General features: G+C 72.4%; 23 protein-coding genes. 6 read left to right on the top strand and 17 right to left on the bottom strand.

Annotated features, from left to right (window positions below):
* Positions 1-28: 28 nt before the first annotated feature.
* The 7 genes from GA0070603_RS20305 to GA0070603_RS20335 form a co-directional block, all read right to left on the bottom strand.
* The gene (locus GA0070603_RS20305; protein ID WP_244282565.1) at positions 29-946 is read right to left on the bottom strand and encodes an LCP family protein; all 918 of its coding nucleotides are present in this window, start codon (positions 944-946) and stop codon (positions 29-31) included.
* A 208-nt stretch (positions 947-1154) separates the two neighbouring features.
* A complete protein-coding gene (locus GA0070603_RS20310; protein ID WP_091316468.1) occupies positions 1155-2369 on the bottom strand; it encodes an LCP family protein in 1215 nt (404 codons plus the stop codon).
* Between the two features lie 209 nt (positions 2370-2578).
* The gene (locus GA0070603_RS20315) at positions 2579-3823 is read right to left on the bottom strand and encodes an LCP family protein (protein ID WP_091316471.1); all 1245 of its coding nucleotides are present in this window, start codon (positions 3821-3823) and stop codon (positions 2579-2581) included.
* A 74-nt stretch (positions 3824-3897) separates the two neighbouring features.
* Positions 3898-4878 (bottom strand): NAD-dependent epimerase/dehydratase family protein, encoded by a 981-nt coding sequence (locus GA0070603_RS20320; RefSeq protein ID WP_091316474.1) that lies wholly within the window; start codon positions 4876-4878, stop codon positions 3898-3900.
* Positions 4879-4949: 71 nt separating this feature from the next.
* Entirely contained in the window at positions 4950-6623 is a 1674-nt protein-coding gene (locus GA0070603_RS20325; RefSeq protein ID WP_091316476.1) for a monocarboxylic acid transporter, read from the bottom strand.
* Complete coding sequence (locus GA0070603_RS20330; protein ID WP_091316479.1) at positions 6601-6969, bottom strand: DUF485 domain-containing protein; 369 nt, start codon at positions 6967-6969, stop codon at positions 6601-6603. Before GA0070603_RS20330 ends, GA0070603_RS20325 begins: the two co-directional genes overlap by 23 nt.
* 159 nt (positions 6970-7128) lie before the next feature.
* The gene (locus GA0070603_RS20335; RefSeq protein WP_244282566.1) at positions 7129-7797 is read right to left on the bottom strand and encodes a flavin reductase family protein; all 669 of its coding nucleotides are present in this window, start codon (positions 7795-7797) and stop codon (positions 7129-7131) included.
* 358 nt (positions 7798-8155) lie between these two features.
* Here GA0070603_RS20335 and GA0070603_RS20340 point away from each other — a divergent pair, with 358 nt between their 5' ends.
* Both GA0070603_RS20340 and GA0070603_RS20345 read left to right on the top strand, forming a co-directional pair.
* Positions 8156-8941: a helix-turn-helix domain-containing protein gene (locus GA0070603_RS20340; RefSeq protein ID WP_091316484.1), complete on the top strand. Its 786-nt coding sequence runs from the start codon at positions 8156-8158 to the stop codon at positions 8939-8941.
* Positions 8938-9147 (top strand): DUF397 domain-containing protein, encoded by a 210-nt coding sequence (locus GA0070603_RS20345; protein ID WP_091316487.1) that lies wholly within the window; start codon positions 8938-8940, stop codon positions 9145-9147. The genes GA0070603_RS20340 and GA0070603_RS20345 overlap by 4 nt, the downstream gene beginning before the upstream one ends.
* 18 nt (positions 9148-9165) lie before the next feature.
* Here GA0070603_RS20345 and GA0070603_RS20350 read toward each other — a convergent pair whose 3' ends face one another.
* The 3 genes from GA0070603_RS20350 to GA0070603_RS20360 are packed head-to-tail and all read right to left on the bottom strand — an operon-like array spanning position 9166 to position 12109.
* Positions 9166-9663, bottom strand: a complete 498-nt coding sequence (locus GA0070603_RS20350; RefSeq protein ID WP_091316490.1) for a type II toxin-antitoxin system RatA family toxin — start codon at positions 9661-9663, stop codon at positions 9166-9168.
* Positions 9663-11360: an ABC transporter permease gene (locus tag GA0070603_RS20355; RefSeq protein ID WP_091316493.1), complete on the bottom strand. Its 1698-nt coding sequence runs from the start codon at positions 11358-11360 to the stop codon at positions 9663-9665. Before GA0070603_RS20355 ends, GA0070603_RS20350 begins: the two co-directional genes overlap by 1 nt.
* Positions 11345-12109 carry an ABC transporter ATP-binding protein gene (locus tag GA0070603_RS20360; RefSeq protein ID WP_091316495.1) on the bottom strand — a complete coding sequence of 255 codons (765 nt, stop codon included), beginning with the start codon at positions 12107-12109 and terminating at the stop codon, positions 11345-11347. Before GA0070603_RS20360 ends, GA0070603_RS20355 begins: the two co-directional genes overlap by 16 nt.
* Before the next feature lie 146 nt (positions 12110-12255).
* Between GA0070603_RS20360 and GA0070603_RS20365 the strand changes: the two genes are divergently transcribed.
* Together GA0070603_RS20365 and GA0070603_RS32110 are read left to right on the top strand one after the other, a co-directional pair.
* Positions 12256-12756, top strand: coding sequence for a SigE family RNA polymerase sigma factor (locus GA0070603_RS20365; RefSeq protein ID WP_091316497.1), 501 nt, complete (start codon positions 12256-12258; stop codon positions 12754-12756).
* Positions 12749-13591, top strand: a complete 843-nt coding sequence (locus tag GA0070603_RS32110; RefSeq protein WP_244282567.1) for a hypothetical protein — start codon at positions 12749-12751, stop codon at positions 13589-13591. Before GA0070603_RS20365 ends, GA0070603_RS32110 begins: the two co-directional genes overlap by 8 nt.
* 19 nt (positions 13592-13610) lie before the next feature.
* On the opposite strand, the gene GA0070603_RS20375 is transcribed toward GA0070603_RS32110, so the two are convergent.
* Together GA0070603_RS20375 and GA0070603_RS20380 are read right to left on the bottom strand one after the other, a co-directional pair.
* Positions 13611-15251: a sodium/solute symporter gene (locus tag GA0070603_RS20375; RefSeq protein WP_091316499.1), complete on the bottom strand. Its 1641-nt coding sequence runs from the start codon at positions 15249-15251 to the stop codon at positions 13611-13613.
* Positions 15251-15694 carry a hypothetical protein gene (locus GA0070603_RS20380; protein WP_244282568.1) on the bottom strand — a complete coding sequence of 148 codons (444 nt, stop codon included), beginning with the start codon at positions 15692-15694 and terminating at the stop codon, positions 15251-15253. Before GA0070603_RS20380 ends, GA0070603_RS20375 begins: the two co-directional genes overlap by 1 nt.
* Positions 15695-15896: 202 nt before the next feature.
* Here GA0070603_RS20380 and GA0070603_RS20385 point away from each other — a divergent pair, with 202 nt between their 5' ends.
* Together GA0070603_RS20385 and GA0070603_RS20390 are read left to right on the top strand one after the other, a co-directional pair.
* Positions 15897-16421, top strand: coding sequence for an RNA polymerase sigma factor (locus GA0070603_RS20385; RefSeq protein WP_091316502.1), 525 nt, complete (start codon positions 15897-15899; stop codon positions 16419-16421).
* Positions 16408-17628 carry a sialidase family protein gene (locus tag GA0070603_RS20390; RefSeq protein WP_091316505.1) on the top strand — a complete coding sequence of 407 codons (1221 nt, stop codon included), beginning with the start codon at positions 16408-16410 and terminating at the stop codon, positions 17626-17628. The genes GA0070603_RS20385 and GA0070603_RS20390 overlap by 14 nt, the downstream gene beginning before the upstream one ends.
* Positions 17629-17675: 47 nt before the next feature.
* On the opposite strand, the gene GA0070603_RS20395 is transcribed toward GA0070603_RS20390, so the two are convergent.
* From GA0070603_RS20395 to GA0070603_RS20415, 5 genes are all read right to left on the bottom strand, one after another.
* Complete coding sequence (locus GA0070603_RS20395) at positions 17676-18338, bottom strand: DUF5701 family protein (protein WP_139131904.1); 663 nt, start codon at positions 18336-18338, stop codon at positions 17676-17678.
* A gap of 83 nt (positions 18339-18421) precedes the next feature.
* A complete protein-coding gene (locus GA0070603_RS20400) occupies positions 18422-19186 on the bottom strand; it encodes a LytR/AlgR family response regulator transcription factor (RefSeq protein ID WP_091316510.1) in 765 nt (254 codons plus the stop codon).
* Positions 19183-20406, bottom strand: coding sequence for a sensor histidine kinase (locus GA0070603_RS20405; RefSeq protein WP_091316512.1), 1224 nt, complete (start codon positions 20404-20406; stop codon positions 19183-19185). The genes GA0070603_RS20400 and GA0070603_RS20405 overlap by 4 nt, the downstream gene beginning before the upstream one ends.
* A gap of 70 nt (positions 20407-20476) precedes the next feature.
* The gene (locus GA0070603_RS20410; protein ID WP_091316515.1) at positions 20477-21667 is read right to left on the bottom strand and encodes an ROK family transcriptional regulator; all 1191 of its coding nucleotides are present in this window, start codon (positions 21665-21667) and stop codon (positions 20477-20479) included.
* A 36-nt stretch (positions 21668-21703) separates the two neighbouring features.
* Positions 21704-23212 (bottom strand): sugar transferase, encoded by a 1509-nt coding sequence (locus GA0070603_RS20415; protein WP_091316517.1) that lies wholly within the window; start codon positions 23210-23212, stop codon positions 21704-21706.
* Between the last annotated feature and the right edge of the window lie 74 nt (positions 23213-23286).

Raw genomic sequence — 23286 nt, forward strand, 5'->3', positions numbered from 1 at the left:
GAGGACCAAGCCTAGCGGCCCGGCCGGGTCAGAGCCGGGTGACCCAGCGGGGGTGGGCGAGCGCCCATTCCGGCATCCGGGTGCCGCGCAGCGCGTCGAAGAGCCCGCCGCCGCCGTTGTCGAGCACCACGTACGAGACCTGGTCGATGGTCTGCGGGTAGGAGGGCACCTGGACCCCGTGCAGGGCGTCCGCGGGCAGCCCGCGCAGCGCGAGGAGCAGGTCCTCCAGGGGTACGCCGTTGCTGTCCAGGGTCAGTGCGCCGCCGACCGCCCGGAGCACCCGGTCCAGCTTCACGGGGTCGCTGCGCAGGTGGGTCTCGCCGGCCTTGTCGAGCACCGCCCGGAGCATCTGCTGCTGGTGACGCTGCCGGTCGTAGTCGCCGTCGGGCAGGCCGTAGCGCTGCCGTACGTAGTCCAGCGTCCGGGCGCCGTTCATCTGCTGGCAGCCGGCCTCGAACAGGGTCTTCGTGTGGACCGACCGGACCGGGGTGTCGACGCACATCCGGATGCCGCCGAGCAGGTCGATGACCTGCTTGAAGCCGGAGAAGTCGACGAGCGCGGCGCCGTCGAAGCGCACCCCGGTGAGCCGGGTCAGGGTGGCGCTGAGCAGCCGGGCACCGGCCTCGCCCCCGCCGCCGTGCTCGTACGCCGCGTTGACCTTGTCCTGGCCGCCGCCGAAGCCGGGCGCCGCCGGGATGGCGACCAGCAGGTCGCGCGGCACGGAGATCAGGTACGCCTGCCGCAGCCCGGCCGGCACGTGCACGATCAGGATGCTGTCCGAGCGCTGGTCCTCGGGGTTCGCGCCGGGCCGGTGGTCGGAGCCGATCAGCAGGTAGTTGAGCGGACCGGACAGGTTGGTGCGCTTCTGCCGGGCCGACGCGTCGAGCAGTTGTTCCTTGGTGACCGTGCGGTCGTAGCGGTTGGTGAGCCAGTGCAGGCCGGCCACGCCGAGGGTGGCGAGCAGGAGCAGGGCGAGACCCGCGCCGAGCAGGAACCGGGACCAGCGGGCGGACCGGGTCCGCCCGCGTGCGTTCCGTGCTGGCCTGGACGTGACGTTCCCCCCGTAGCCGCGACATGAGACCCGCTCACGTCAGGCTACGGGGGGAACCGCCGGGCGGTGCCGCTTTCGCTGCGGCTACCGGCCGGTCACCAGGTCATTTGCGAGTGGAGAGGACGTTCGGATTCGCGACCACGAAGTCGGCGAGCTTGTCGTTCTTGACCGCCCTGAACATGTCCATGCTCAGCTCGTTGAGCGATTCCTTGCTGTGGTCCGCGTTCGGGCTGTATGTGCCGCCGTTGGTGCGCAGGGTGACCAGGTCGTTCCCGCTGACGCCCTTGAGCGTGAAGATGAAGTCCGCGATCGGCACGCCGCCGGTGTCCAGAATGAAGGCCTTGCCCGCCGCCTTGATCAACGAGTTCAGCTTGATCGGGTTGGTCAGCATGCCCTTGTCGGTGGCCTTCTTCGCCATCGCCTTGATCAGCTGCTGCTGGTTCTGCTGGCGGTCGTAGTCGCTGTTCGGCAGGCCGTAGCGCTGGCGGGCGTAGTCGAGGGCCTCCCAGCCCTCCATCTCCCTGCAGCCCTTCTTGTGGACCACCGGGGTGTACGACTTCCCGGTCTTCTTCGCGTCCGCGTTCCACATGGGCTTGCCGTCGACCATCGACATGTGGTGCGACTTGACCTCGTGGCTCACGCAGATGCGCACCGTGCCGAGCGCGTCGATCACATTCTTGAAGCCGCCGAAGTTGATGATCGCGGCACCGTCGAAGCTGATCCCGGTCATCGACTTGATCGTCTTGGCCATGAGCTGGGCGCCGCCCTCCCAGCCGCCACCGTTCTGCGCCCCGTGGAAGAAGGCTGCGTTGATCTTGTCGGTGCCGCCCCGGTAGCCGCTCTTCTCGAACGCCGGGATCCGGGCCTCGGTGTCCCGGGGGATGGAGATCAGGTAGGCCTGATCGTGGCTGGCCGGGATGTGCAGGATGATGATCGTGTCCGAGCGGACGTCGTCGGCGGCCCAGCGCTGCCGGGCGTCCACGCCGAGCAGCAGCATGTCGATGGGGCCGTCCAGGCTGTTGCCGCCCTCGGCGTTGGTCTTGCCCGCGTCACCGAGCAGGTTGCCCTGGTCGATGCTGCTGGTGGCCTGGCCGATCACCGCCTTGCTGCCGACGATCGCGAGGCCGCTCGTCATCATCAGGACGGCGCCGAAGATCACCGTGAGCTTGGCCCAGAGCGGGTCCTTGCGCTTGGTGCGCTTGTTCCCGCCACCCGGGCCGCGGCCGCCGGGGCCGGGCTGCGTCGGGATGATCGGGGGAACCCGCCCGGGGGATCCGGGCTCCAGTGACTGAGGGCGACGGCTGGTCTGGACCGGCATGCGTGCTCCAGCTCGGTGATCGGGGGCGGGACCACTGTACGTATCTGTTCCCGTTCTCGCGACCTCGTGCGAGGGCTATTCCCGTCAATCTCGGCCAATGGCTCAGGGTTGTGGCCGAACGGCCAATTGAAAGGATCCGGTCGGCGGTTGGCTCACTGCGGGACGAGCCTTGACCGCCGACCGGATGCGCCACCATCGCGGGGGTGGCGTCAGCCGCCGCTCCCGTCGGTGTCCGTCTTCTGGTTGGCCTTCAGCCAGTCGGCCATGGTGTCCGCGGAGATGGCCTTGTACATCGCCAGCGCCTTCTCCCGGTCGGAGACCACCACCGACTGGCCGTCGATGGTCTGGCCGCCCAGGTTGGGGCTCGTGACGAACGTCAGGTTCTCCCCGCGCAGGCTCCGGAACTGCAGCGCCATGTCGGTCAACGAGAATCCCTGGTCGACCGTGACGGCGGCGGTGACCGCCTTCAGGAAATCGTTGAGCTTCCTGGGGTTGGTCAATGTCCCGGTGCTGGCCGCCTTGTCCATGAGCGCCTTCAGGAACTCCTGCTGGTGGCGCATGCGGGCGAAGTCGCCGTCCGGGAACTGCTTGCGCTGGCGGACCCAGTCCAGGGCCTCGGCGCCGTTCATGTGGTTCACGCCCTTGGTGAACGTCCGGTACGGCTTGTGGATCGAGGTGATGGTCCGCTCCACCTTGAGGTCCACCCCGCCCAGGGCGTCGGTGACCTCCTTGAAGCCGGCGAAGTCGATCGCCATCACGTGGTCGATCCGGACGTCGCTGAAGCACTCCACGGTCTTCACGGCGAGCGGCAGGCCGCCGAACGCGAAGGCGGCGTTGATCTTGTTGCGCGAACCGGTGTCGCAGGACGCGCCGGCGTTCTCGGGGATCGGCACGTACAGGTCACGCGGGATGGAGACCAGGTAGGCGTGCTTGTGGTCGGCCGGGATGTGCATGACGATCAGCGTGTCCGCCCGCCACTTGCCGGCGGCGTCCACCTCGGCGTCCGGATCCCGGGAGTCGCTGCCCACCAGCAGGATGTTCAACGCGCCCTCGACCTGCTTGGCCGGCCGCCCACCGGTGATCTGGGAGAACGGGTCGGTGCGGGCCAGGTCGCCGTTGAGGTTGCGGGCGTAGAGCCACGCGCCGGCGCCGCCCAGCAGCGCCAGCACCAGCACGGCGACGCCGGCCACCAGACCGATCCGTCCCCAGCGGGGACGGGGGCCGCGCCGGCCGGGACCGCCCGCGCCGCCGCCCGGCCCGTCCGGGCCGGTCGGTCCACCCGGGCCGCCGGGCCCGCCGGAGCGCGGCTCCTCGTCGTACGAGGGGTACCAGCGTGCGTCGGTCGCGCGGGCACGCCCAGTGGTGCCCCGGCCGGAGCCGGGAACCTGGGCGCGGCCCGCGCTCCGGCTCAGGGGTGCGGGGAACGGGACGCCGGCAGACGAGGTCGCTGACATGTAACCGAGGGTAGGTCGGTCGAGCCACCCGCGCCCTGAGGCGCAGCCGGGTGTCAGCCTCTTCCCAGCGGGACTCAGTACCCTAGCCGGCCGCGGAAGTACTCGATCGTGCGTCGGAGACCGTCTTCGGGCGCCACGGTGGGTTCGTATCCCAGCAGCTCACGGGCGAGGGTCAGATCGGGGCGGCGCATCTCCGGATCGTCGGCGGAGCGGGTGATGTAGCTCACCTCGGAGCTGCTTCCGGTGAGTGACACGATCGTCTCGGCCAGTTGCCGCATCGACATCTCGTGCTCGGTGCCGCAGTTGATCGGGCCGGTCTCGGTCGAGTCGAGCAGCAGCAGGATGCCGCGCACCAGGTCGTCGACGTAGCAGATCGACCGGGTCTGGTTGCCGGTGCCGTGCACGGTGATCGGCTCGCCGCGCAGCGCCTGGGAGATGAAGGTCGGGATGGCCCGGCCGTCGTCCGGGCGCATCCGCGGGCCGTACGTGTTGAAGATCCGGACGATCGCGGTGTCGGTGCCCCGGCTGCGGTGGTAGGCCATGGTGGCCGCCTCCGAGAAGCGCTTCGCCTCGTCGTAGACACTCCGGATGCCGATCGGGTTGACGTTGCCCCAGTACGTCTCGCGCTGCGGGTGCTCCTTCGGGTCCCCGTACGCCTCGGAGGTGGAGGCCATCAGGAACCGGGCGCCGTCGGCGGTGGCCCGCTCCAGCAGGTGCAGGGTGGCCACCGAGCCGACCCGCAGGATCTCCACCGGCAGCTTCTCGAAGTCGGTGGGGCTGGCCGGGGAGGCCATGTGCAGGATCGCGTCGAACCGCTCGGCCATCGCCGGGTGGTCGGTCGGCAGCCCCTCGGAGATGTCCGCCTCGACAAGCGAGAAGGTCGGCTTCTCGAGCAGGTGCGCGATGTTGTCCTTGGAGCCGGTGACGAAGTTGTCCAGCACCACGACCGTGCAGTCGCGCTCGATGAGCCGGTCGACCAGGTGCGACGGGACGAAGCCGGCGCCGCCGGTGACGAGGATGCGATGTCCGGAGCCGAAGCGGGGAGCGACCTTCATGCCGGCCAGCCTACTCAAGCCGGTGGGCCGGAGCCGACGACGGCTCCGGCCCACCGGGGTGGGGGGTGTGGTCAGTGCGCGCCCGCGCCGGTGAGCGAGCGCACCTCCAGTTCGGCGTACTTCTCCTCGTCGTGCTCCTTCGACAGCAGCGTGCCGATCCAGCCGCAGAGGAAGCCGAACGGGATCGAGATGATGCCCGGGTTCGACAGCGGGAACCAGTGCCAGTCGTGGTCGGGGAACATGGCCGTCGGCGCCCCGGAGACGACCGGGGAGAAGAAGACCAGCACCACGGCGGCGAGCAGGCCGCCGTAGATGGCCCAGACCGCGCCCGACGTGTTGAACCGCTTCCAGAACAGGCTGTAGAGGATCGCGGGCAGGTTGCCCGACGCGGCGACCGCGAAGGCCAGCGCCACCAGGAACGCCACGTTCAGGCTCTGCGCGAAGATCGACAGCACGATGGCCACCAGGCCGATCACCAGGGCGGAGATCCGGGCGACGGTCACCTCCTGGCGCTCCGACGCCTGCCCGTTCTTCAGCACGTTCGCGTAGAAGTCGTGCGCCAGGCTCGACGACGAGGCCAGGGTGAGCCCGGCGACCACCGCCAGGATCGTGGCGAAGGCGACCGCCGCGATGATCGCCAGCAGCGTCGCCCCGCCCAGGTTCCCGCCGAAGAAGTCCTTGCCGAGCGCCTCGGCGAGCTGCGGGGCGGCCGTGTTGCCGGCCTTGTCCTGCGCGGTGATCGCCGTACCGCCGACGAGCGCCGCCGCGCCGAAGCCGAGGGCCAGGGTGAGCAGGTAGAAGGTGCCGATGATGCCGATGGCCCAGAGCACGCTCTTCCGGGCCGCCTTCGCGGTCGGCACGGTGTAGAAGCGGATCAGGATGTGCGGCAGGCCGGCGGTGCCGAGCACGAGCGCGATGCCCAGCGAGAGCAGGTCCATCTTGCTGTAGAAGGTCTTCAGCGCGTCGCCCTGTGTCTCGACGCCGTAGCGCAACCCGGGTTCGAGGAAGGCCGCTCCCTTGCCCGAGGCATCGGCCGCGTCGCCGAGCAGCGAGGACAGGTTGAACTTGTACTTGGCCAGCACCAGCAGGGTCATCACGATAGCGCCGGTCATCAGCAGGAACGCCTTGACGATCTGGACGTACGTGGTGCCCTTCATCCCGCCGACCGTGACGTAGATGATCATCAGGGCGCCGACCAGGAAGATCGTCGCGGCCTTCGCGGTGTCGGCGTCCATGCCCAGGAAGGTCGTGCCGGGCTTGATGCCGAGCAGGAGGGCGACGAGCGCGCCCGCACCGACCATCTGGGCCAGCAGGTAGAAGATCGACACCGTGATGGTGGAGACCGCGGCCGCGGTGCGGACCGGACGCTGGCGCATCCGGAAGGCCAGCACGTCCGCCATCGTGTACCGGCCGGAGTTGCGCAGCAGTTCGGCGACGAGCAGCAGCGCCACCAGCCAGGCGACCAGGAAGCCGATCGAGTAGAGGAAGCCGTCGTAGCCGTACAGGGCGATGATGCCGGCGATGCCCAGGAAGGACGCGGCGGACATGTAGTCGCCGCCGATCGCCATGCCGTTCTGGAAGCCGGAGAAGGACCGGCCGCCCGCGTAGAAGTCGGTGGCGGTCTTGGTCTGCCGGCTGGCCCAGACGGTGATCGCCAGCGTGATCGCCACGAAGACCAGGAACAGCGTGATGGTCAGGTTGCGGGCCGTGGTGCTGCCCGCCTCAGCCGCGAGGACCGTGCTCATGGGTCACCTCCCCCACCTCGGCGCGGAGCCGGTCGGCCACCGGGTCGATCTTCCGGTCGGCGAACCGCGAGTAGAGCCAGGCGATGACGAACGTGGAGACGAACTGGAGCAGGCCGAAGACCAGGGCGACGTTGATGTTGCCGACCAGCTTCGTGCCCATGAAACCCCGCGCGTACGCGGAGAGGATGACGTAGAGCGCGTACCACAGGAAGAACGCGACGGTCATCGGGAAGACGAAGCCGCGCAGCGCGCGCCGCAACCCGGCGAACTCGTCCGACCGCTGGACGGCGAGGTACCGTTCCGCCGCCGACTCGGCGGGTGCGGACGCGGGTGTGTCCGTGGACATCTGTGGATCACCACCTTCGCAGGCGTGGGGAGTTTTCGCGCACGGTAGAGAGCGCGCTCCCCGCCGGGGAAGGCTCGGATCGGCGACGGTCGACGGCTGCGCCGAACGGCAGTCCGGCTGCGCCGAGTGACCCAGGTCACTCCGCTCACCGGTCGGTGGTCAGTCGGTCAGACCCCGGTAGCGGCCGCGGTAGTGCAGCAGCGGCGGGGTGTCCTCGGCCAGGTCGACCGCCTCGATGGTCGCCTCGACCAGCAGGCCCCAGCCGTACTCCCGGGTGGCGTCGAGGCGGCACCCCGCCCAGCCGCCGGCGTCCGCGGGCACCGGCCCGTACGGCGTGTCGGTCCAGGAGTCGAGGGCGAACAGGCCGCCCGGCGACGGGAAGAGGCCGGCGAACCGGTCGGCGAGCTGCCGGTGCTGCGGGCCGAGCGGCGCGACCGCGAACCGGCCCGCCTCCTCCACCGCCGCCCACAGGTCCGACTCCGGGTCGACCAGCCCGAGCAGCCGGTCCGGCTCCCCCTCGGCCACCAGGGTGGACGAGACGGTCAGCCCCGCCGGGCCGGGCGCGGTCCAGAGCGTCACCGCGGCGGCCAGCCGGCCACGCAGCCGGCGGACCGGCGAGCGCTGCCCGGCCGGCACGGCGAACGGGTCGGTGTGGTGGATCTCGGCGCCCGGCTCATGATTCACGTGAAACATTGTGCCGCCCCGGCCCCGCGCCCAGCCCAGGAAGCGCCGGTGCAGGTCCCGGGCGCCGGGAAGCTGCTCGGTGGCCTCGGCCAGAAGGCGGCCCAGGAAGAACAGCAGTGCGGTCCGGTCGTGCCGGTACTCCACCAGCAGCGCGAGCCGCGCCGGCTGGCAGGGCCAGTGCGCGCCACAAGCCCGACACCGCCATGCCGGCCGCATGGCGACGTGCGCCGGAACCGGCCTCTTCCAGATCTTGGACGAATTGAGCCCCTCTGAGGGCCGTTTCCGACCAAGATCTCGGCGGTCGTTCCCCATCAAGCGCCTCCCGGGATGAGGGTCGCCCCGGCCGGGGGATGGCCGGGGCGACCTGCCGCAGGACCGGCCGCCGGGTCATCGCCTCCACCAGCCGGGCCGCGCCCCTCCACCCTGGACTCGGCGGGATCGGCGCGGGAGGATGCCAGGGCTTACTACCGAGCGCGACCACGTACTTACCGGGGACGTAAGGATGAACATCGAGGTGTGGATCCGGGCATTGAAGGCCGCTCGGGCCGGTGCGGACGTCTCCCAGGAAGGGCTGGCGGCGGAGATCAGGTGGAGCCCGTCAACAGTGGCCGCCATCGAGACCGGGCGACGCCGGCCGACAATGGAGTTCGCCGTCGCCGCCGACCAGGCCCTCGGCACCGGCGGCCTCCTCGCCCAACTGTTGAAGGCCGCCGACCAGGAACGCGGCCCGTCATGGTTCGTGCCCTGGCGTGGCTACGAACAGCAGGCGGTCAGACTTCGCGCCTTCGAGGCATGCCTGGTCCCGGGACTGTTGCAGACCGAGGACTACGCCCGTGCGGTGATCTCGACGGGCGGCCTGCATCCGCCCGGCACCGCTGACGAACTGGTGGCCGTCCGGCTGGAGCGGCAACAACTGCTGCACCGGGACGAGCCGCCGCACTGTGTGTTTCTGCTGGACGAAACCGCCGTCCGGCGACCGGTCGGTGGGCCGGCGGTGCTCGATGCTCAGCTCGCGCGCCTGCTGGAGGTGGCCGAGCTGCCGGCTGTGCGGCTGCATGTCGTCCCGCTTGCTGTAGGCGAGCATGCCGGGCTCGGTGGCGGCTTCGTGCTGGCCGAGTTGCCGGACTCCGAGCGGGTGCTCTACCTGGAAAACGCCGCGCGTGGACACGTCATCGACGATCCCGAGACCATCGGCTTGATCGAGCGGAAGTGGGATAGCCTCCTCGGCGAAGCGCTGTCCACGGGAGCCTCACTGGATCTCATCCGGAAGTTGAAGGTGACGCCATGACCACCGCCGAGCCCCGCTGGCGCACGTCGTCGCGATCGACGGACTCCGGCGGCAACTGCGTCGAGGTGGCGGACAACATGCCCGGGGTGGTGCTGGTGCGGGACAGCAAGGATCGGTCCGGGCCCACGCTCGCCTTCACCCCGGACGCCTGGCGCGCCTTCGTGAACGCTGGCCTCCCGACCTTGGAGACTTTCCGTTCGAGGTGAACGGAAAGTCGCCAGGATTTACCGGTGGCCCTCCGGGAGGGAGCGGCGGGCGGCGGCCAGCACCTCGGGGTCGGCGCAGCCGGCGGCGTACCCGGCGATCCGGCGGCGGATGTCCCGGCGCAGCAGCCAGACACCGATCCGCTCGGCGACCGGCCGCAGGAACGCCGGCCGGCACCGGAAGTTGTACCGCCAGGTGGCCACTGTCGTGCCCGGCTCCGGGCCGGGTGCGAACCGCCACCCACCGCCGAACCGCTCGAAGAACCAGGGCCCGCGGACCATCTTCATGCCCACGTTCGTGGGCGGGGCCCAGGAGACGTACTCGCTGACCATGACGAGGCCGTGCCGGGAGCGGGTGAAGGTGCGCACGCCCCGGCCGGGGCGGGTCGCCCCGTCGACGAAGTGCTGCTCGCGGACGAACGGGTCCCAGCGGTAGCGGACCGGCGCCACGGTCTGCGACACGGCGAAGGCCACCTCCGGGGGGACCGGAACGGTGGCCACCGCCTCGACGACCGGCATCAGCGCCTCGGGGTTACGGCGGCCAGCAGCTCCGGCTGCCGGTGGTCCAGCACGTCCCCGGCCAGGTACGCGCCGAGCAGCGCGGCGCCGAGCCCGTACGCCAGGCCGACCGGCAGGGCCAGCCAGAGCCAGACGTCGCCGAGCAGCGCGGCGGCCACCACCACGGGCAGCCCCGCCACCGCCGAGGTCACCATCGACACCAGGGCGTACAGGCTCTTCGCGATCCCGGAGCCGGTGTTCATGGCGAACGGGTTGCTGGTCTCCGGCAGCGCGTAGCCGCCGAGCACCGAGACCGTCGCGTTGATCGCCAGCCCGCAGCCGTACGCGGCGAACAGCCCGCCGGCCATCACGCCGAGCCAGCCGGGTCGCCCGAGCACGACGGCCAGCACCACGGCGACCGCGGCGAGGATCGGCACCACGTAGAGCGAGAACGCGACCATCCGGGCCCGCAGCTCCACCCGACCCGGCACGCCCGCCACCACGTTGGCCGCGTACGCGCTGCCGTCGAAGCCGAACTGGTTGGCCAGGGTCACCGAGGCGAGCACCCCGACGAACAGCATCGATAGGCTGACCAGCACCGGGGACGAGTTGGCGGTGGCCTGACCGAACGCGGCCCCGCCCTCGGTGGCGAACCGGGAGCCGCCCAGGTTGACCATCACCGGCACGAAGATGCCGACCACCGCCACGGTGATGAGGTTGGCCCGCCGCCGGGCGTCCCGCCACCAGTAGCGGCACTCCCGGGCGACAAGCGCCCCGAACCGGTCCCGCTGCGCCCAGCCGACCGCCCGGGGGAAGAGCTGCCCGACCGCGCCAGCGGCCGCCGCGCCGCGCCGGTCCCGGGCCGGCCCGGCGCTCGCCGCGCCCACCATTGCCGACTCCAGCGACCGCGACCACCAGAGCAGGAGCACGCCGATCGCCGCCACGGTGATCAGCAGCTTCAGCACGGCCGCGACGGGATGCCCCCCGGCCACCTCGACACCGGCCGTCCAGGGCGCCCCGAACGGCGTCCAGCCCACCACCCGGGCCACCCCGGTGAGGCGGTCCCAGTCGGCCTGCTGGACCGCGCCGACCACAAGCAACTGCAACGGGCCGAGCAGCGCGGCGAGCACCGCGAGCAGCACGGCGGCCAGGTCGCGTACCCGGCGGGAACGGAGCATGGTGGCGAAGGCGCTGGTCACCGCGCGGGCGCCGGCCACGCAGAGCAGCAGGCCGAGGAGCACCCCGAGCACCGCGACAAGCGCGGCGAACGAGCCGCCCAGCGCGCCGGCGGTGACCACCAGCCCGGCGACCGTCACCAGTGTCGCCAGCACCGGGACGCTGACCAGGGCGGCCGCGAGCAGGCCGGTGACCAGGGTGCGGCGGGAGAGCGGGAGCAGCGCGAACCGGGCCGGGTCCAGGGTCTCGTCCACGCCGAAGAAGACCAGCGGCAGCAGCAGCCAGCCGAGGGCCAGCAGGCCGCCGCCGAACGCGGCGGTCATGAGCGCGTACCGGGACTCACCGGCCAGGCCGGGCGCGGCGAACAGGAAGAAGCCCCCGACGGCGAACCAGAGCCCGAACAGCACGCCGCCCACGAACAGCGCGATCCGCCACGCCTGGGCGCGGAAGTTGTTGCGCAGCACCCGCAGCTTGAGGCGGACGAAGTGCCGGGGCGAGACGGCCCGGCCCGGCCGCTCGGCCGCGGTCACCGGGACAGCCACGACAGCTCCTCGCCCGTCGCCGTACGCCCGCCGACCACCTCGACGAAGACCTCCTCCAGCGACCGGTCGCCGCGCACCTCGGTGAGCGTGCCGACCCGCTTGATCCGGCCGTCGGCAAGGATCGCCACGTGCGAGCAGAGCCGCTCGACGACCTCCATGACGTGGCTGGAGAAGATCACCGTGCCGCCGCCCACGACGTAGCGGTGCAGGATGTCCCGGATCAGCGCCGCGGACACCGGGTCGACGGCCTCGAACGGCTCGTCCAGCACCAGCAGGCGGGGGCCGTGCAGCAGCGCGCAGGCCAGGCCGATCTTCTTCTTCATGCCGGCCGAGTAGTCGACCACCAGCGTGCGGCCGGCGTCGGTGAGCGCCAGCACGTCGAGCAGTTCCGCCGCCCGCTGGTCGACCACCGCCGGGTCCATGCCGCGCAGCAGACCCTGGTACGCCAGCAACTCCGCCCCGCTGAGCCGGTCGAAGAGGCGTACCCCGTCGGGCATGACGCCGAGCAGCCCCTTGGCGCGCACCGGGTCGGCCCAGACGTCGTACCCCAGCACCCGGGCCTGGCCGGCGTCGGGCCGCAGCAGGCCGACGGCCATGGAGAGGGTCGTCGTCTTGCCGGCCCCGTTCGGGCCGAGCAGCCCGTAGAACGAGCCGGTCGGCACGTCGAGGTCGACGCCGGCGACCGCCACCTTGGTGTCGAACCGCTTGGCCAGGCCACGGAGGGACAGCGCCGGGTGCTGATCGGTCATGCCCCCGACCGTAGCCCGCCGCCACCAGCGGTCGGTCCGGCCGAAGGATGATCTTCCCGTCCTCCTTGACGCGTACCTGACAGTGCGTGTGCAACCGGTGGCTGTCGTGGAGGGTGTCAGAGGCACAACCGCCACGGGGAGGGACAGTGGATGAGCCGGACGGGTTCGAGGAGTTCTATCGGGCCACCAGACAACGCGTCGTCACGGTGCTCTACGCGCTCGGAGGCGACCTGGCCGAGGCCCAGGACGCCGCCCAGGAGGCGTACGTGCGGGCCTGGCAACGCTGGTCCCAGATCAGCGGGTACGACGACCCGGAGGGGTGGGTCCGCACCGTCGGTCACCGCCTCCTGATCAACCGGTGGCGCAAGATCCGCAACGGCCTGGTGGCGCAGCGGCGCCAAGGCCCACCACCGGCCGCCGGGCCACCGTCGGAGAACACCGTGGCGCTGGTCGCCGCGCTGCGGCAGCTTCCGGCGGACCAGCGCCACGTCATCGTCCTGCATCACCTGGCCGATCTGCCGGTGGCCGACATCGCCGTACAGACCGGGACGCCGACCGGCACGGTCAAGGCCCGCCTCGCCCGTGGTCGCAGAGCCCTGGCGGCCCTGCTCGACGTCACGCTGCCCGAGGAGGTCAGCAATGCCTGATCAACTCTTCTCCGACCTGTACCGCGACACCGACGGCCTGACCTGGGCCCCGGTGGAGGAGGTACGCCGCCGTGGCCGGCAGCGGACCCGGCGCGTGCGTGTCACCGGCGCGCTGGCCGTCGCCGTCGCGGTCGGTGTGCTCGCCTCGGGTGCTGCGGTGCTGGCCGGCCAGCGGGACGCCACGCCGCCACTGCCACCCGCCACCGTCGTGCCCACCACCCCCGACGCCGACCCCACGGTCTCCCCGACGCCGCCGGCCGAGTCGAGCCCGAGCCACTCCGCGCAGTCGAGCCGCCCGCCGACCAGTGGCGGCCCGTCCAGCCGGCCACCCAGCCGGACCGTGCCGGCGGGTGCGACCCTGCAACTCGCGGACCTGCCGCCCGGCTTCACCATGTCGCAGGGCAGGGTCAAGACCGACTGGACGCTGGAAACGGCGGCCGTCTCCTGCGCGAACAAGCTGCCGGCACTGTCGGTCGGCGCGCTGGCCGACCGCTTCGCGGTGTTCGACTCGCCCACCGACTGGCTGGCCGAACGGGTCACCCGCCACTCCCGGGCGGATGCGGTGACCTCGATGAAGCGGGTGCGGCGCATCGTCGCCGACTGCGTGCCGGGCCGCCCCGGCGACTCACTGTCGATCCTCGCGGAGGGGTTGGGCGGCGACGACGGGTTGCTGGTGGGTGGCGAGATCAAGGGGATCCCGGCCCGTTGGCTCTTCGTCCGGCAGGGTGACCTCGTGGCGCAACTCCGACTCGACCACCAGACGACGCCGGACGAGGCCCGCCGCTTCGCGACGTCGGTGGCGGACCGGCTCTGCGCCGGCACCGACGCCTGCTGAACACGCACGCCCCGGAGCGCTACAGGCGCAGCGCCTCCGGGGTGTGCAGGCGGAGCATCGTGACGCCGACGTCGCGGGGCAGCCGCCGCCGGGTGGCCATCGACACCGCCACCATCACGGTGAACGCCAGCGGCACCGTCCACGCGGCCGGCTGGGTGGTGAGCGTGGCCGGCCAGCCCGACAGCGGCGGGCCGAGCACCGTGAGCAGCACCGCGCCGATCGCGGCGCCGCCGCCGACCAGCACCCCGGCGGCGGCGCCCAGGTCGGTCAGGCCGCGCCACCAGATGCCGAGGACCAGCAGCGGGCAGAAGCTCGACGCGGCCACCGCGAAGGCCAGCCCCACCACCTGGGAGACGTCCAGCCCGGAGACGTTGAGCGCGAGCACCGCCGGCACCCCGCCGGCGATCACCGTGGCCAGCCGGAAGCCGCGGACCGAGCCGCGGCCGAGGACATCCGTGGAGATCACCCCGGCCACGCTCGTGAGCAGGCCGGACGACGTGGAGAGGAAGGCCGCGAACGCGCCCGCGGCCACCAGCGCGGCGAGCAGCCGGCCGGTGGTGCCGTCGCCCAGAGTCGCACCGGGCAGCAGCACCACCACGGCGTCGGTCTGCCCGGTGACCAGCAGTTGTGGCGTGTAGATCCGGCCCAGCACGCCGTAGATCGTGGGCAGCAGGTAGAAGACGCCGACCAGGGCCAGCACCACGAGCGTGGTGCGCCGGGCGGCGGCGCCGTCGGGATTCGTGTAGAAGCGCACGAGCACGTGCGGCAGGCCCATGGTGCCGAGGAAGGTGGCCAGGATCAGCGAGTACGTCCCGAACAGGCCCCGGTCGTCGTCGCCGGCCGTGTCCGGCAGCAGCCAGTCGGTGGCGTCGATGGCCGTGCCGGAGACCTCCGGCACCGGGTCACCTGCCGCGAAGTCGAGACGGTCGCCGGGGCGTACCTCCCGGATGTCGCCGTCGGGCAGGGTGAGCGTCGCGCGGTGCTCGACCACCACGGTGGTCGCGGTCCGGAACATCGGCCCGTCGGGCGGGGTCACCGCCGGGCGGGCGTCGGCCTGCCACTGCAACGCCAGGAAGATCGCGGGTACGGCGAGCGCCGTGAGCTTCAACCAGTATTGGAAGGCCTGCACGAACGTGATCGCCCGCATGCCGCCCAGCGCCACGTTCGCGGTCACCACCACGGCGACGAGCAGCGCCCCCACCGGGTAGGGCGAGCCGGCCACCGTGGCCAGGGTCAGCCCGGCGCCCTGGAGCTGCGGCACCAGGTAGAGCCAGCCGATGAAGATCACGAAGACGGTGGCCAGCTTCCGCAGCCGCCGCGAGCCCAGGCGCACCTCGCAGAAGTCGGGCAGGGTGAACGCACCGGAGCGGCGCAGCGGGGCGGCCACGAAGAGCAGCAGCGCCAGGTAGCCGGCGGCGAAGCCGACCGGATACCAGAGCACGTCGACGCCGTACTTGAGGATCAGCCCGGCCACGCCCAGGAAGCTCGCCGCGGACAGGTACTCCCCGCCGATGGCGGCGGCGTTCCACGTCGGGCTGATCGCCCGGGAGGCGACCAGGAAGTCGGAGGTGGTGCGGGCCAGCCGCAGCCCGTAGAAGCCGATCCCGACGGTGACCAGGGTGACCGCCACGATCGCGGGGACCACGTAGCCGTTGCCCATCAACGCTCCGGCCGCTGGACCAGGTCGGTGAAGTCCTGCTCGTTCCGTTCCGCCAGCCGCACGTACGCCCAGCCGACCCCGATGAGGAACGGGAAGGCGACCACGCCGAGCAGCAGCCAGGGCAGGTTGACGCCCAGCAGGGTGACCCGGCCGACCGACGGCGCGATGGCGAAGAGCCACGGCAGGCCGCCCAGCCCGATCACCACCAGCAGGCTCAGCCGCAGGGCGAGCGAGAGCTGGGCCCGCATGAGCCCCCGCACCAGCGTCTCGCCGACCCGGGTCTGCTGGGTCAGCTCGGAGCGGGTGCGGTCGGCGCGGCTGGCCGGCCGGGAGACCTCGGCCAGCACGACGCGGGTCCGGGCCGGCTGCGGGGCGCGCGGGACGGGCACCGGAGCCGCCTGCGCGGGCCGCCCCGGAACGTCCCGCTCCTCCGCTCCGGTCATCCCCGGCAGTCTCGCCTGCTCAGCGGGAATGTCAAGAGCGCCGGGACGGAGCTGTGCACAACTTGTGGATAACGCTTCACTCCTGTGGACAACCCGGTGGATGACGGCCGCCTCGTTGTGGACGACGGAGCGGGATGACATCTTCTGAGCGTTCCCCGGAACCTTCCGTCCGCCTGGTGAGTGGGACAGGTGGAGAGGGGAGGTGACGGTGTCCGACGGCGAGCTGATCTCCGAGCTGTACGCCGGCTGTTTCCGCCGGCTGGTCGTCCAGTTGTACGCGGTGACCGGTGATCTGAGCGAGGCGCAGGAGGCGGTCCAGGAGGCGTTCACCCGCGCGCTGGCCGCGCCCCGGCGTCTCGCCGGCCTGGACAACCCGGAGGCATGGCTGCGCCGGGTGGCGGTGAACGTCGCCCGGAGCCGACACCGGCGGCGCCGGGTGCTGGACACCCTGTTGCGGCGGCTCGGTCCGCCGCCCACCGTGGCCGACCGGTCGCCCGAGCATCTGGCCCTGCTCGCCGCGCTGCGGGCGCTGCCCGAGGGGCAGCGGCAGGCGCTGGCGCTGCACTACCTGCTCGACCTGCCGGTGGACGAGGTCGCGGTGACGCTGGGTGTCTCCCCCGGCACGGTCAAGTCCCGGCTCTCCCGCGGTCGCCAGGCCCTGGCGGCCCTGCTCGCCGACTCCGACACCGCCGACACCAGCATCGGGAGGATCGATGTCCGATCGTGAGTTCACCGGCTTCGACGTCGACACCGTGGCAGAGGCGGTACGGCAACCGCCCCTGGCCGACCTGCGGGCGGCGGCCCGGTCCCGCCGCCGGCAGCGGTCGGCGGTCCTGGCGGTGACCGTACTCGTGGCGCTGGTCGGCCTGGCGGCGGTGCCGTTGACCGCTCGGTCCGGCGGGACCGACTGGGGCGGCCCGGACCAGCCGCCGGCCCGTCCCACCCGCGCCGGCGAGTTCGTGCTGACCGGCCCGGAATCCGGGGTCGCCGTGGTCCGGTTCCGCTGCGAGGTCTGGTTCGCGCACTCCGACGACGGCGGCCGGAACTGGTCCGACTGGCACGCGGCCCGCTACCGGCCCAGCACCTGCGAGTCCGACGACAGTCCCGCAGACCTGGAGTACGCCGTGCTCGCCGAGGGGGTCTACCTCGTCCGCGAGGAGGGCGGGTCGCGCCTCTCCACCGACGCCGGTCGCACCTGGCGGGACGCGGACCGGGCCATCGTGCCGGTGGCGGCGTTCCCGGCGAAGGCCCGCCCGGTCTTCTGCCAGCAGGGCTGCGGGGCGGTACGGGAGCCGCTGGCGGTGGCCGGGTCCACGGTCTACCGGCTCACCGGGAAGCCGCCGTCGCCGTACCCGCCGTTCAGCATCTATCCGGCGGCGGACGGGACGGTCTGGGTGACGTACTGGCCGGGGGAGATCGACCGGCCGACGGTCGTCGCCCGCAGCGCCGACCGTGGCGCCACCTGGACCACCTGGCGGCCCGAGGTCCGCACGAACGTGGTGGCGGTCGTGGGAGTGGACGACCGCGAGGCGTACCTGCTGATCGAACCGGCACCGCCGGCCGGGTCGACCACGCCGACCGGCCCGGCGACACTGCTGCGCACCATCGACGGCGGGAAGACCTGGGCGGACACCGGCACCGACCTGCCGGCGACGCAGGAACTCCCGGGCCTTGCCATCGGGTCGGACGGGTCACTGCTGGTGCCGATGTCCGGCCACGACGATCCGGAGATCGTCGCGCGTCTCCTGGTCAGCCGCGACGATGGTCGGCGTTTCACGATCGCCCGTGAGTACCGGCGCCTTGAGGGCGCCGTCGGCTCCGGTCCGGGCGCGGCCTGGCTCTACGGGCGGGACGACCGGTCGGACGCCGCCCCGGACCACGTGGTCGTGACCGCCGACGGGGTGGGCTGGACCCGGTTCCCGCTGCCGCGCTGAGTGGGGCGTCGGCGCGGCCCCACCCGGGGGCCGCGCCGAGGCCGCGCTCACTCCAGTCCGACGCGTACCGGGTCGGCGGTGGCCGAGCCCAGCCAGGTGTGCGGGTTGCCGAACCAGCACCAGCCGAGCTTCGGCGCGCCCTGGCTGATCCAGAGCGCAGGCACCCGCTTGTCGCCGCAGCGGGAGCCGACCAGCGAGAAACACCGGTTGCTGGCCAGCGCCGGCGGGTGCAGCGTGACGAAGGCGAGGCCCTCGTCGATGGTGATCGGCAGCCGGCCCCGCTCGGTCATGTCCGCCAGGGCGGCCGAGGGCGGCTGGTTCCGGTACTCCTCACCCCGGTCGACGTCGAAGAGCAGGTACGCCGGCCCGGCCGGCACCTCCAGCTCCTTGATCGGGTCGAACGTCGGCAGGTCCTCGGCGGGGAAGTTCCGGTCGAGGATGCCGGGCTTCCGCTTGCCGGCGAGCGTGGTCAGCGCAATCCGCTCCTGCACGGGCACCAGCTCGCGGGTGGTCACCAGCAGGAAGGGCACCCGCCCGTCGGTGGGTGCGGGCAGGTCGGCCGCCCGGGCGACGGCGGCCCCGCGAAGCGGGGTGAGCAGGTCCCGGAAGGCGTCCTCGGTCAGCCCGGCCAGGGCCGGGTAGCCGAGCTGGACGAGGCGGTCGAGTTGGCGGTCGAATTCGGTAGCGGCGTCGTAGCGGCTGTCGGGCAATGTGGCCTCCACTTGTCGTACGGCGTCCCGTACAGCGTACGACAACGGGCGCGTATTCCCGACCGGCGGAAACAATTCCTGGATCAGCGGTTCCAGTCCTGCTTGGCCGCGCGGACCAGCTTGTCCTTCAGCTCCCGGGTGTGCCGGCGGCTCACCGGCAGCTCGGTCCCGTCGATCACCACCACGTAGCCCGAGTTGACAAGCCGCAGCTCGGCGATCAGCTTGAGCTGCACCAGGTAGGACCGGTGGATCCGGACGAACCCCGCGTCGGCCCAGCGCTCGGCCAGGGTCGCCAGCGACACCCGGACCAGGTGCGAGCCGTCCGACGTGTGCAGCCGGGCGTAGTCGCCCTGCGCCTCCACCCAGCGCACCGCCGAGCGGGGCAGCATCCGGGTGGTCCCGGCCAGCTCGATCGGGATGGTCGGGTCCTCCTCGGCCCGGGCCAGCGCCGCCGGATGCGACGGGACCACCCGCGCGCCGATCACCCGGCGCAGCGACTCGGCCAGCCGCTCGGCGCGGACCGGCTTGCGCACGTAGTCCGTGGCACCCAGGTCGAAGGCGTCCACCGCGCCGTCGTCGTACGCGGTCACGAAGACGATCGCCGGCGGCCGGGCGAACCGGCGCAGCACCCGGGCCAGCTCCATGCCGTCCAGCCCGGGCATCCGGATGTCCAGGAAGACCACGTCCACGTCGCTGTCGCGCAGCACCCGCAGCGCCTCGGTCGCGTCGCCGGCCGTGTCCAGCCGGGCCACCCGGGGATCGGCCCGCAGGTGGTACGCCAGCTCGTCCAGCGCCGGCGGCTCGTCGTCGACCGCCAGCACGCGCAGAAACCCGGTCGCGGCGTTCATGAGGTCGCCCGTACCCCGGGGTGGAACTTCGGCACCCGCATGCTGACCTTCGTACCCGAGCCCAGGCCGGTCTCGACGACCAGGCCGAACCGGTCCCCGAAGGCCGACCGGAGCCGCTCGTCGACGTTCGAGAGGCCGACGTGCTGGCCCGGGTCGTCGGCCGGGTCGCTGCCGGCGCCGGAGACCTCGGCGATGCCGGCGGTCAGCGTCGTCGGATCCATCCCCACCCCGTCGTCCTCCACCGTGATGTGGCACTCGGCGCCCGCGTCCCGGGCCTCGATGCTCACCATGCCGGTGCCCGGCTTGCGGGACAACCCGTGGCGGACCGCGTTCTCCACCAGCGGCTGGAGGCAGAGGAACGGCAGGGTCACCGGCAGCACCTCCGGCGCGATCTGGAGGCGCACCTGGAGCCGCTCGCCGAAGCGGGCCCGCTCGATGGTCAGGTAGCGGTCGATCGAGCGCAGCTCCTCGGCGAGCGTGGTGAACTCCCCGTGCGCCCGGAACGAGTAGCGGGTGAACTCGGCGAACTCCAGGATCAGCTCGCGGGCCCGCTCCGGGTCGGTCCGGACGAACGAGCCGATCGCGGTCAACGCGTTGTAGATGAAGTGCGGGCTGATCTGGGCGCGCAGCGCGCGTACCTCGGCCCGGGCCAGGCGCTCCCGGGAGGAGTCCAGCTCGGCCAGGGCGAGCTGGTCGCCGGCCCAGTGCGCGGTCTCCAGCGTCGCCTGCACGAGACCCGGGGCCGGCTGCTCGTCGGCCACCGCCACCAGCGCCCCGACCACCCGGCCGTCGGCGCTCAGCGGGGCCACCACGGCGCCCCGGACCGGGCAGTCGACCAGGTCGCAGTGCAGCTCCGACTCGCGCAGCACGGTCGAGCGCCCGACCCCGACCGCCTTCCGGGCCGCCGCGAGCAGCTGGTCGCCGTGGTGCGCCCCCTGCCCGTCGAGGGCCAACAGGACCTCCCGGTCCGTCAGGGCCATACCGGCCGCACCGACAAGGGCCCGCAGATGGCGTACGGCCTTCGCCGCGCCCGCCGCGCTCAGGCCACCCCGCAGCGGCTCGGCGGCGAGCCCGGCGGTGTGCAGCACCTCGTACGTGGCCCGCTGGGTGGCCGTGGCGATGCCCCGGCGGGCGCGCAGCCGCAGCACCGCCCAGAGCGCCGCGGCCAGCGCGGTGACCAGCGAGACGACGCCGAACACGGCCGAGAGATTGCCACCCACGACACAGATCCTGGCCGGTGCCGGCCGCCACGCCAACCCGGCCTCGTTCGCCGGGCGCCCAGCGGCCGGATCACAGCGCCGGGACGACGCCGCGCAGCGGATCCGCCAGCAGTTCCGAGAAGCCCAGCTCGGCCGCGCCGACCAGGGTGGCGTCGTCACCGAGTGCCGAGGTACGCAGCCGTACCCGCTCCCTGGCCACGGGCAGCACGCTGGCCGCGATTCGGGCGCGGACCGGTTCCGCCGCGGCGGGGTAGACGTCGCGCAGCATCCCGCCGAAGATCACGATGCCCGGGTTGAAGAGGTTGATCAGATTGGCCACGCCGACTCCGAGCCAGTCGCCGATGCGGTGCAGCGCCTCGCGGGCTGCGGGGTCGCCACGACCGGCGTCGGACACCACGTCCCGCAGGGCGCCGCGACCGAACAGGTCAGCCGGCCGGCCGGCGGCGTCCAGCAGGGCCCGCTCGCCCACCTCGGCCTCCAGGCAGCCGTGGGAGCCGCACCCGCAGGGCCGCCCATGATGCGGATTGACCACCATGTGCCCCAGCTCGCAGGCGTAGCCGCCGTCACCGTCGAGCAGCTTGCCACCGACGATGATCCCGCCTCCCACGCCCACATCCCCGTGCAGGTAGATCATGTTCTGGAAGCCGAGGCCCGCGCCGCGTCGCTGCTCGGCCACCGCCCCGAGATGAGCCTCGTTGCCCACCGGCACCGGCCGGGCCAGGCCCAGCCGGCGGCCGAGCTCGGGACCGAACGCCTGGTCCACCCATCCCAGGTCCGGCCCGAACCGGACCGTCCCGTCGCCCGGACGGATCATCCCGCAGTACGACGCGCCGACCCCGACACACACCGCCTCCGGCGGCGCCGCCTCGTGCAGTTGGCGACCGAACCCGGCGAGAACCCCGACCACCCGGTCGAGGTCGGCGCCGGCGCGGGGGCGGGCCGCCCACCGGCGGTCCAGAATGACGCCGCCCAGCCCGACGCGGGCGGCGGTCAGCCAGTCCACGGCCACGTCGAACGCCAGCACGTACACCCCGGTGGTCCGCGGTCGGACCACCAGTGACGGCCGGCCGCTCCGGCCGGTGTCCGTCGGCGCGTCCTCGCGAACCAGCCCGGCGGCGGTGAGTTCCAGCGTCAGGGCCATGATCGTGCTGCGGTTCAAGCCCATCCGCTCGGCCAGCGCCGCACGGGAGACCGACCCGTCGAGATGGACGTGCCGGAGCAGGGTGCCGAGGTTGCGCCGGCGGATCTCCTCCTGGAGCAACGTGACCTCCCGCGTCGGTCGCTCCGGCCGCTCCGCCTAGTACGCGCCCTTACGGGCGAGCACCACCCCGACGGTCCGCCACAGGATGCTCAGGTCGTACGCCAGCGACCAGTTGTCGACGTAGTAGAGGTCGAGCCGGACCGCCTCGTCCCAGGAGAGGTCGGAGCGGCCGGAGACCTGCCACAGCCCCGTCATGCCCGGACGGACCAGCAGCCGGCGCCGGACGTCGCCCAGGAAGTCGCCGTCGTCGGCGGGGAGCGGGCGCGGGCCGACCAGGGACATCTCGCCCCACAGCACATTGATCAGCTGGGGCAGCTCGTCCAGCGAGGAGGCGCGCAGGAAGCGGCCCACCGGGAAGACCCGGGGGTCCTGCTTCATCTTGAACAGCATGCCGTCGGTCTCGTTCTGGTCGACCAGGCCGGCCAGCCGCTCCTCGGCGTCGACGTACATGGTGCGGAACTTCCAGACCCGGAACGTCCGCCCCTCGTGCCCGACCCGGGGCTGCCGGAAGAAGACCGGCCCGCGGTCGGAGATCCGGATGGCGATGGCGATCGCGACGAAGAGCGGGGCCAGCAGCACCAGGCCCAGCCCGGCGGCGACCCGGTCCATGAGGCTCTTGGCCAGCAGCGCCGGCCCGGACAGGGTCGGCTCCTCGACGTGCAGCAGCGGGAGGCCCTCGATCGGGCGGATGTGCACCCGCGGGCCGGCGATGTCGGTGAGCTGGGGCGCGACCACCAGGTCGACGCCGGAGCCCTCCAGCTGCCAGGCCATCCGGCGCAGCTCGCCGGGCTCGGCGCTGGCCGAGCCGCAGACCGCGATGGTGTCCCCGCCGACCTCGCGCACCAGGGCGAGCACGTCCCGGCCGGCGTAGACCGGCACCGGGGTCTCGATGCCGCGGGCGGCGGCGTAGCCGTCGGTGAGGTGGATGGCCACCGGGACCAGGCCGGCCCCGGGGTTACGGGTGACCGCCGTGTAGACCTCCAGGCACTCCGGCAGGGTGCCGACCAGCACCATCCGGTGCCCGGCCTGGCCGACGCGGCGGCGGACGGCGTGCAGCGTCATCCGGGCCAGCATCCGGACCAGCAGGATCAGCAGCATCGCGCCGAGCAGGGCGAAGCCGACAGTCCACCGCGAGAGCGAGTAGGTCTTCGTGGCGAACGCGATGAAGGAGACGGTCGCGGCGACGGCCACGCCGGCCCGGGTCACCCGCTTGAACTCGTCCGGCCCGAGGCCGAGGTAGCGCCGGTCGTAGGCCCGGTTGCCCCACAGGATGAGCAGCCAGCCGAGCGGCAGCAGGACGAACGCGACCGTGTAGAACCACGACTGCGGCGCGTGCCGGAAGCCCGAGTCGGCCTGCTCGAAGATCTGGATGGCCAGCAGGCTGGCCAGCGCCGCCGCGCCGAAGTCGAGCAGCAGCAGGATCGCGATGTAGGGGCGATGCCAGCGGGACACCCGGCGGCGGGCACGGGCCCACGCCAACCGGGGTACGCCGTTGTGCGACGGCGGAGTCGGCGGCTGGATCTCGAAGCTGTCGACGTGCCGCACGCTCTTGCTCCGGCCTGTGTTGGTTACCGGGCGCTGGAGGCTTGTCGTCACCTCAACCAGTGTCCTCCCGCATG

It is taken from the genome of Micromonospora chersina (genome assembly GCF_900091475.1).
Taxonomy (GTDB): Bacteria; Actinomycetota; Actinomycetes; order Mycobacteriales; family Micromonosporaceae; genus Micromonospora; species Micromonospora chersina.

Bases quoted from the DNA above. Each gene is read 5' to 3' on its own strand.
- GA0070603_RS20315 (WP_091316471.1), bottom strand. From the start codon at position 3,823: ATGTCAGCGACCTCGTCTGCCGGCGTCCCGTTCCCCGCACCCCTGAGC.
- GA0070603_RS20380 (WP_244282568.1), bottom strand. From the start codon at position 15,694: ATGACCGGAGCGGAGGAGCGGGACGTTCCGGGGCGGCCCGCGCAGGCG.
- GA0070603_RS20390 (WP_091316505.1), top strand. From the start codon at position 16,408: ATGTCCGATCGTGAGTTCACCGGCTTCGACGTCGACACCGTGGCAGAG.
- GA0070603_RS20325 (WP_091316476.1), bottom strand. From the start codon at position 6,623: ATGAGCACGGTCCTCGCGGCTGAGGCGGGCAGCACCACGGCCCGCAAC.
- GA0070603_RS20340 (WP_091316484.1), top strand. From the start codon at position 8,156: ATGAACATCGAGGTGTGGATCCGGGCATTGAAGGCCGCTCGGGCCGGT.
- GA0070603_RS20320 (WP_091316474.1), bottom strand. From the start codon at position 4,878: ATGAAGGTCGCTCCCCGCTTCGGCTCCGGACATCGCATCCTCGTCACC.
- GA0070603_RS20310 (WP_091316468.1), bottom strand. From the start codon at position 2,369: ATGCCGGTCCAGACCAGCCGTCGCCCTCAGTCACTGGAGCCCGGATCC.
- GA0070603_RS20330 (WP_091316479.1), bottom strand. From the start codon at position 6,969: ATGTCCACGGACACACCCGCGTCCGCACCCGCCGAGTCGGCGGCGGAA.
- GA0070603_RS20350 (WP_091316490.1), bottom strand. From the start codon at position 9,663: ATGCCGGTCGTCGAGGCGGTGGCCACCGTTCCGGTCCCCCCGGAGGTG.
- GA0070603_RS32110 (WP_244282567.1), top strand. From the start codon at position 12,749: ATGCCTGATCAACTCTTCTCCGACCTGTACCGCGACACCGACGGCCTG.
- GA0070603_RS20375 (WP_091316499.1), bottom strand. From the start codon at position 15,251: ATGGGCAACGGCTACGTGGTCCCCGCGATCGTGGCGGTCACCCTGGTC.
- GA0070603_RS20400 (WP_091316510.1), bottom strand. From the start codon at position 19,186: ATGAACGCCGCGACCGGGTTTCTGCGCGTGCTGGCGGTCGACGACGAG.
- GA0070603_RS20345 (WP_091316487.1), top strand. From the start codon at position 8,938: ATGACCACCGCCGAGCCCCGCTGGCGCACGTCGTCGCGATCGACGGAC.
- GA0070603_RS20360 (WP_091316495.1), bottom strand. From the start codon at position 12,109: ATGACCGATCAGCACCCGGCGCTGTCCCTCCGTGGCCTGGCCAAGCGG.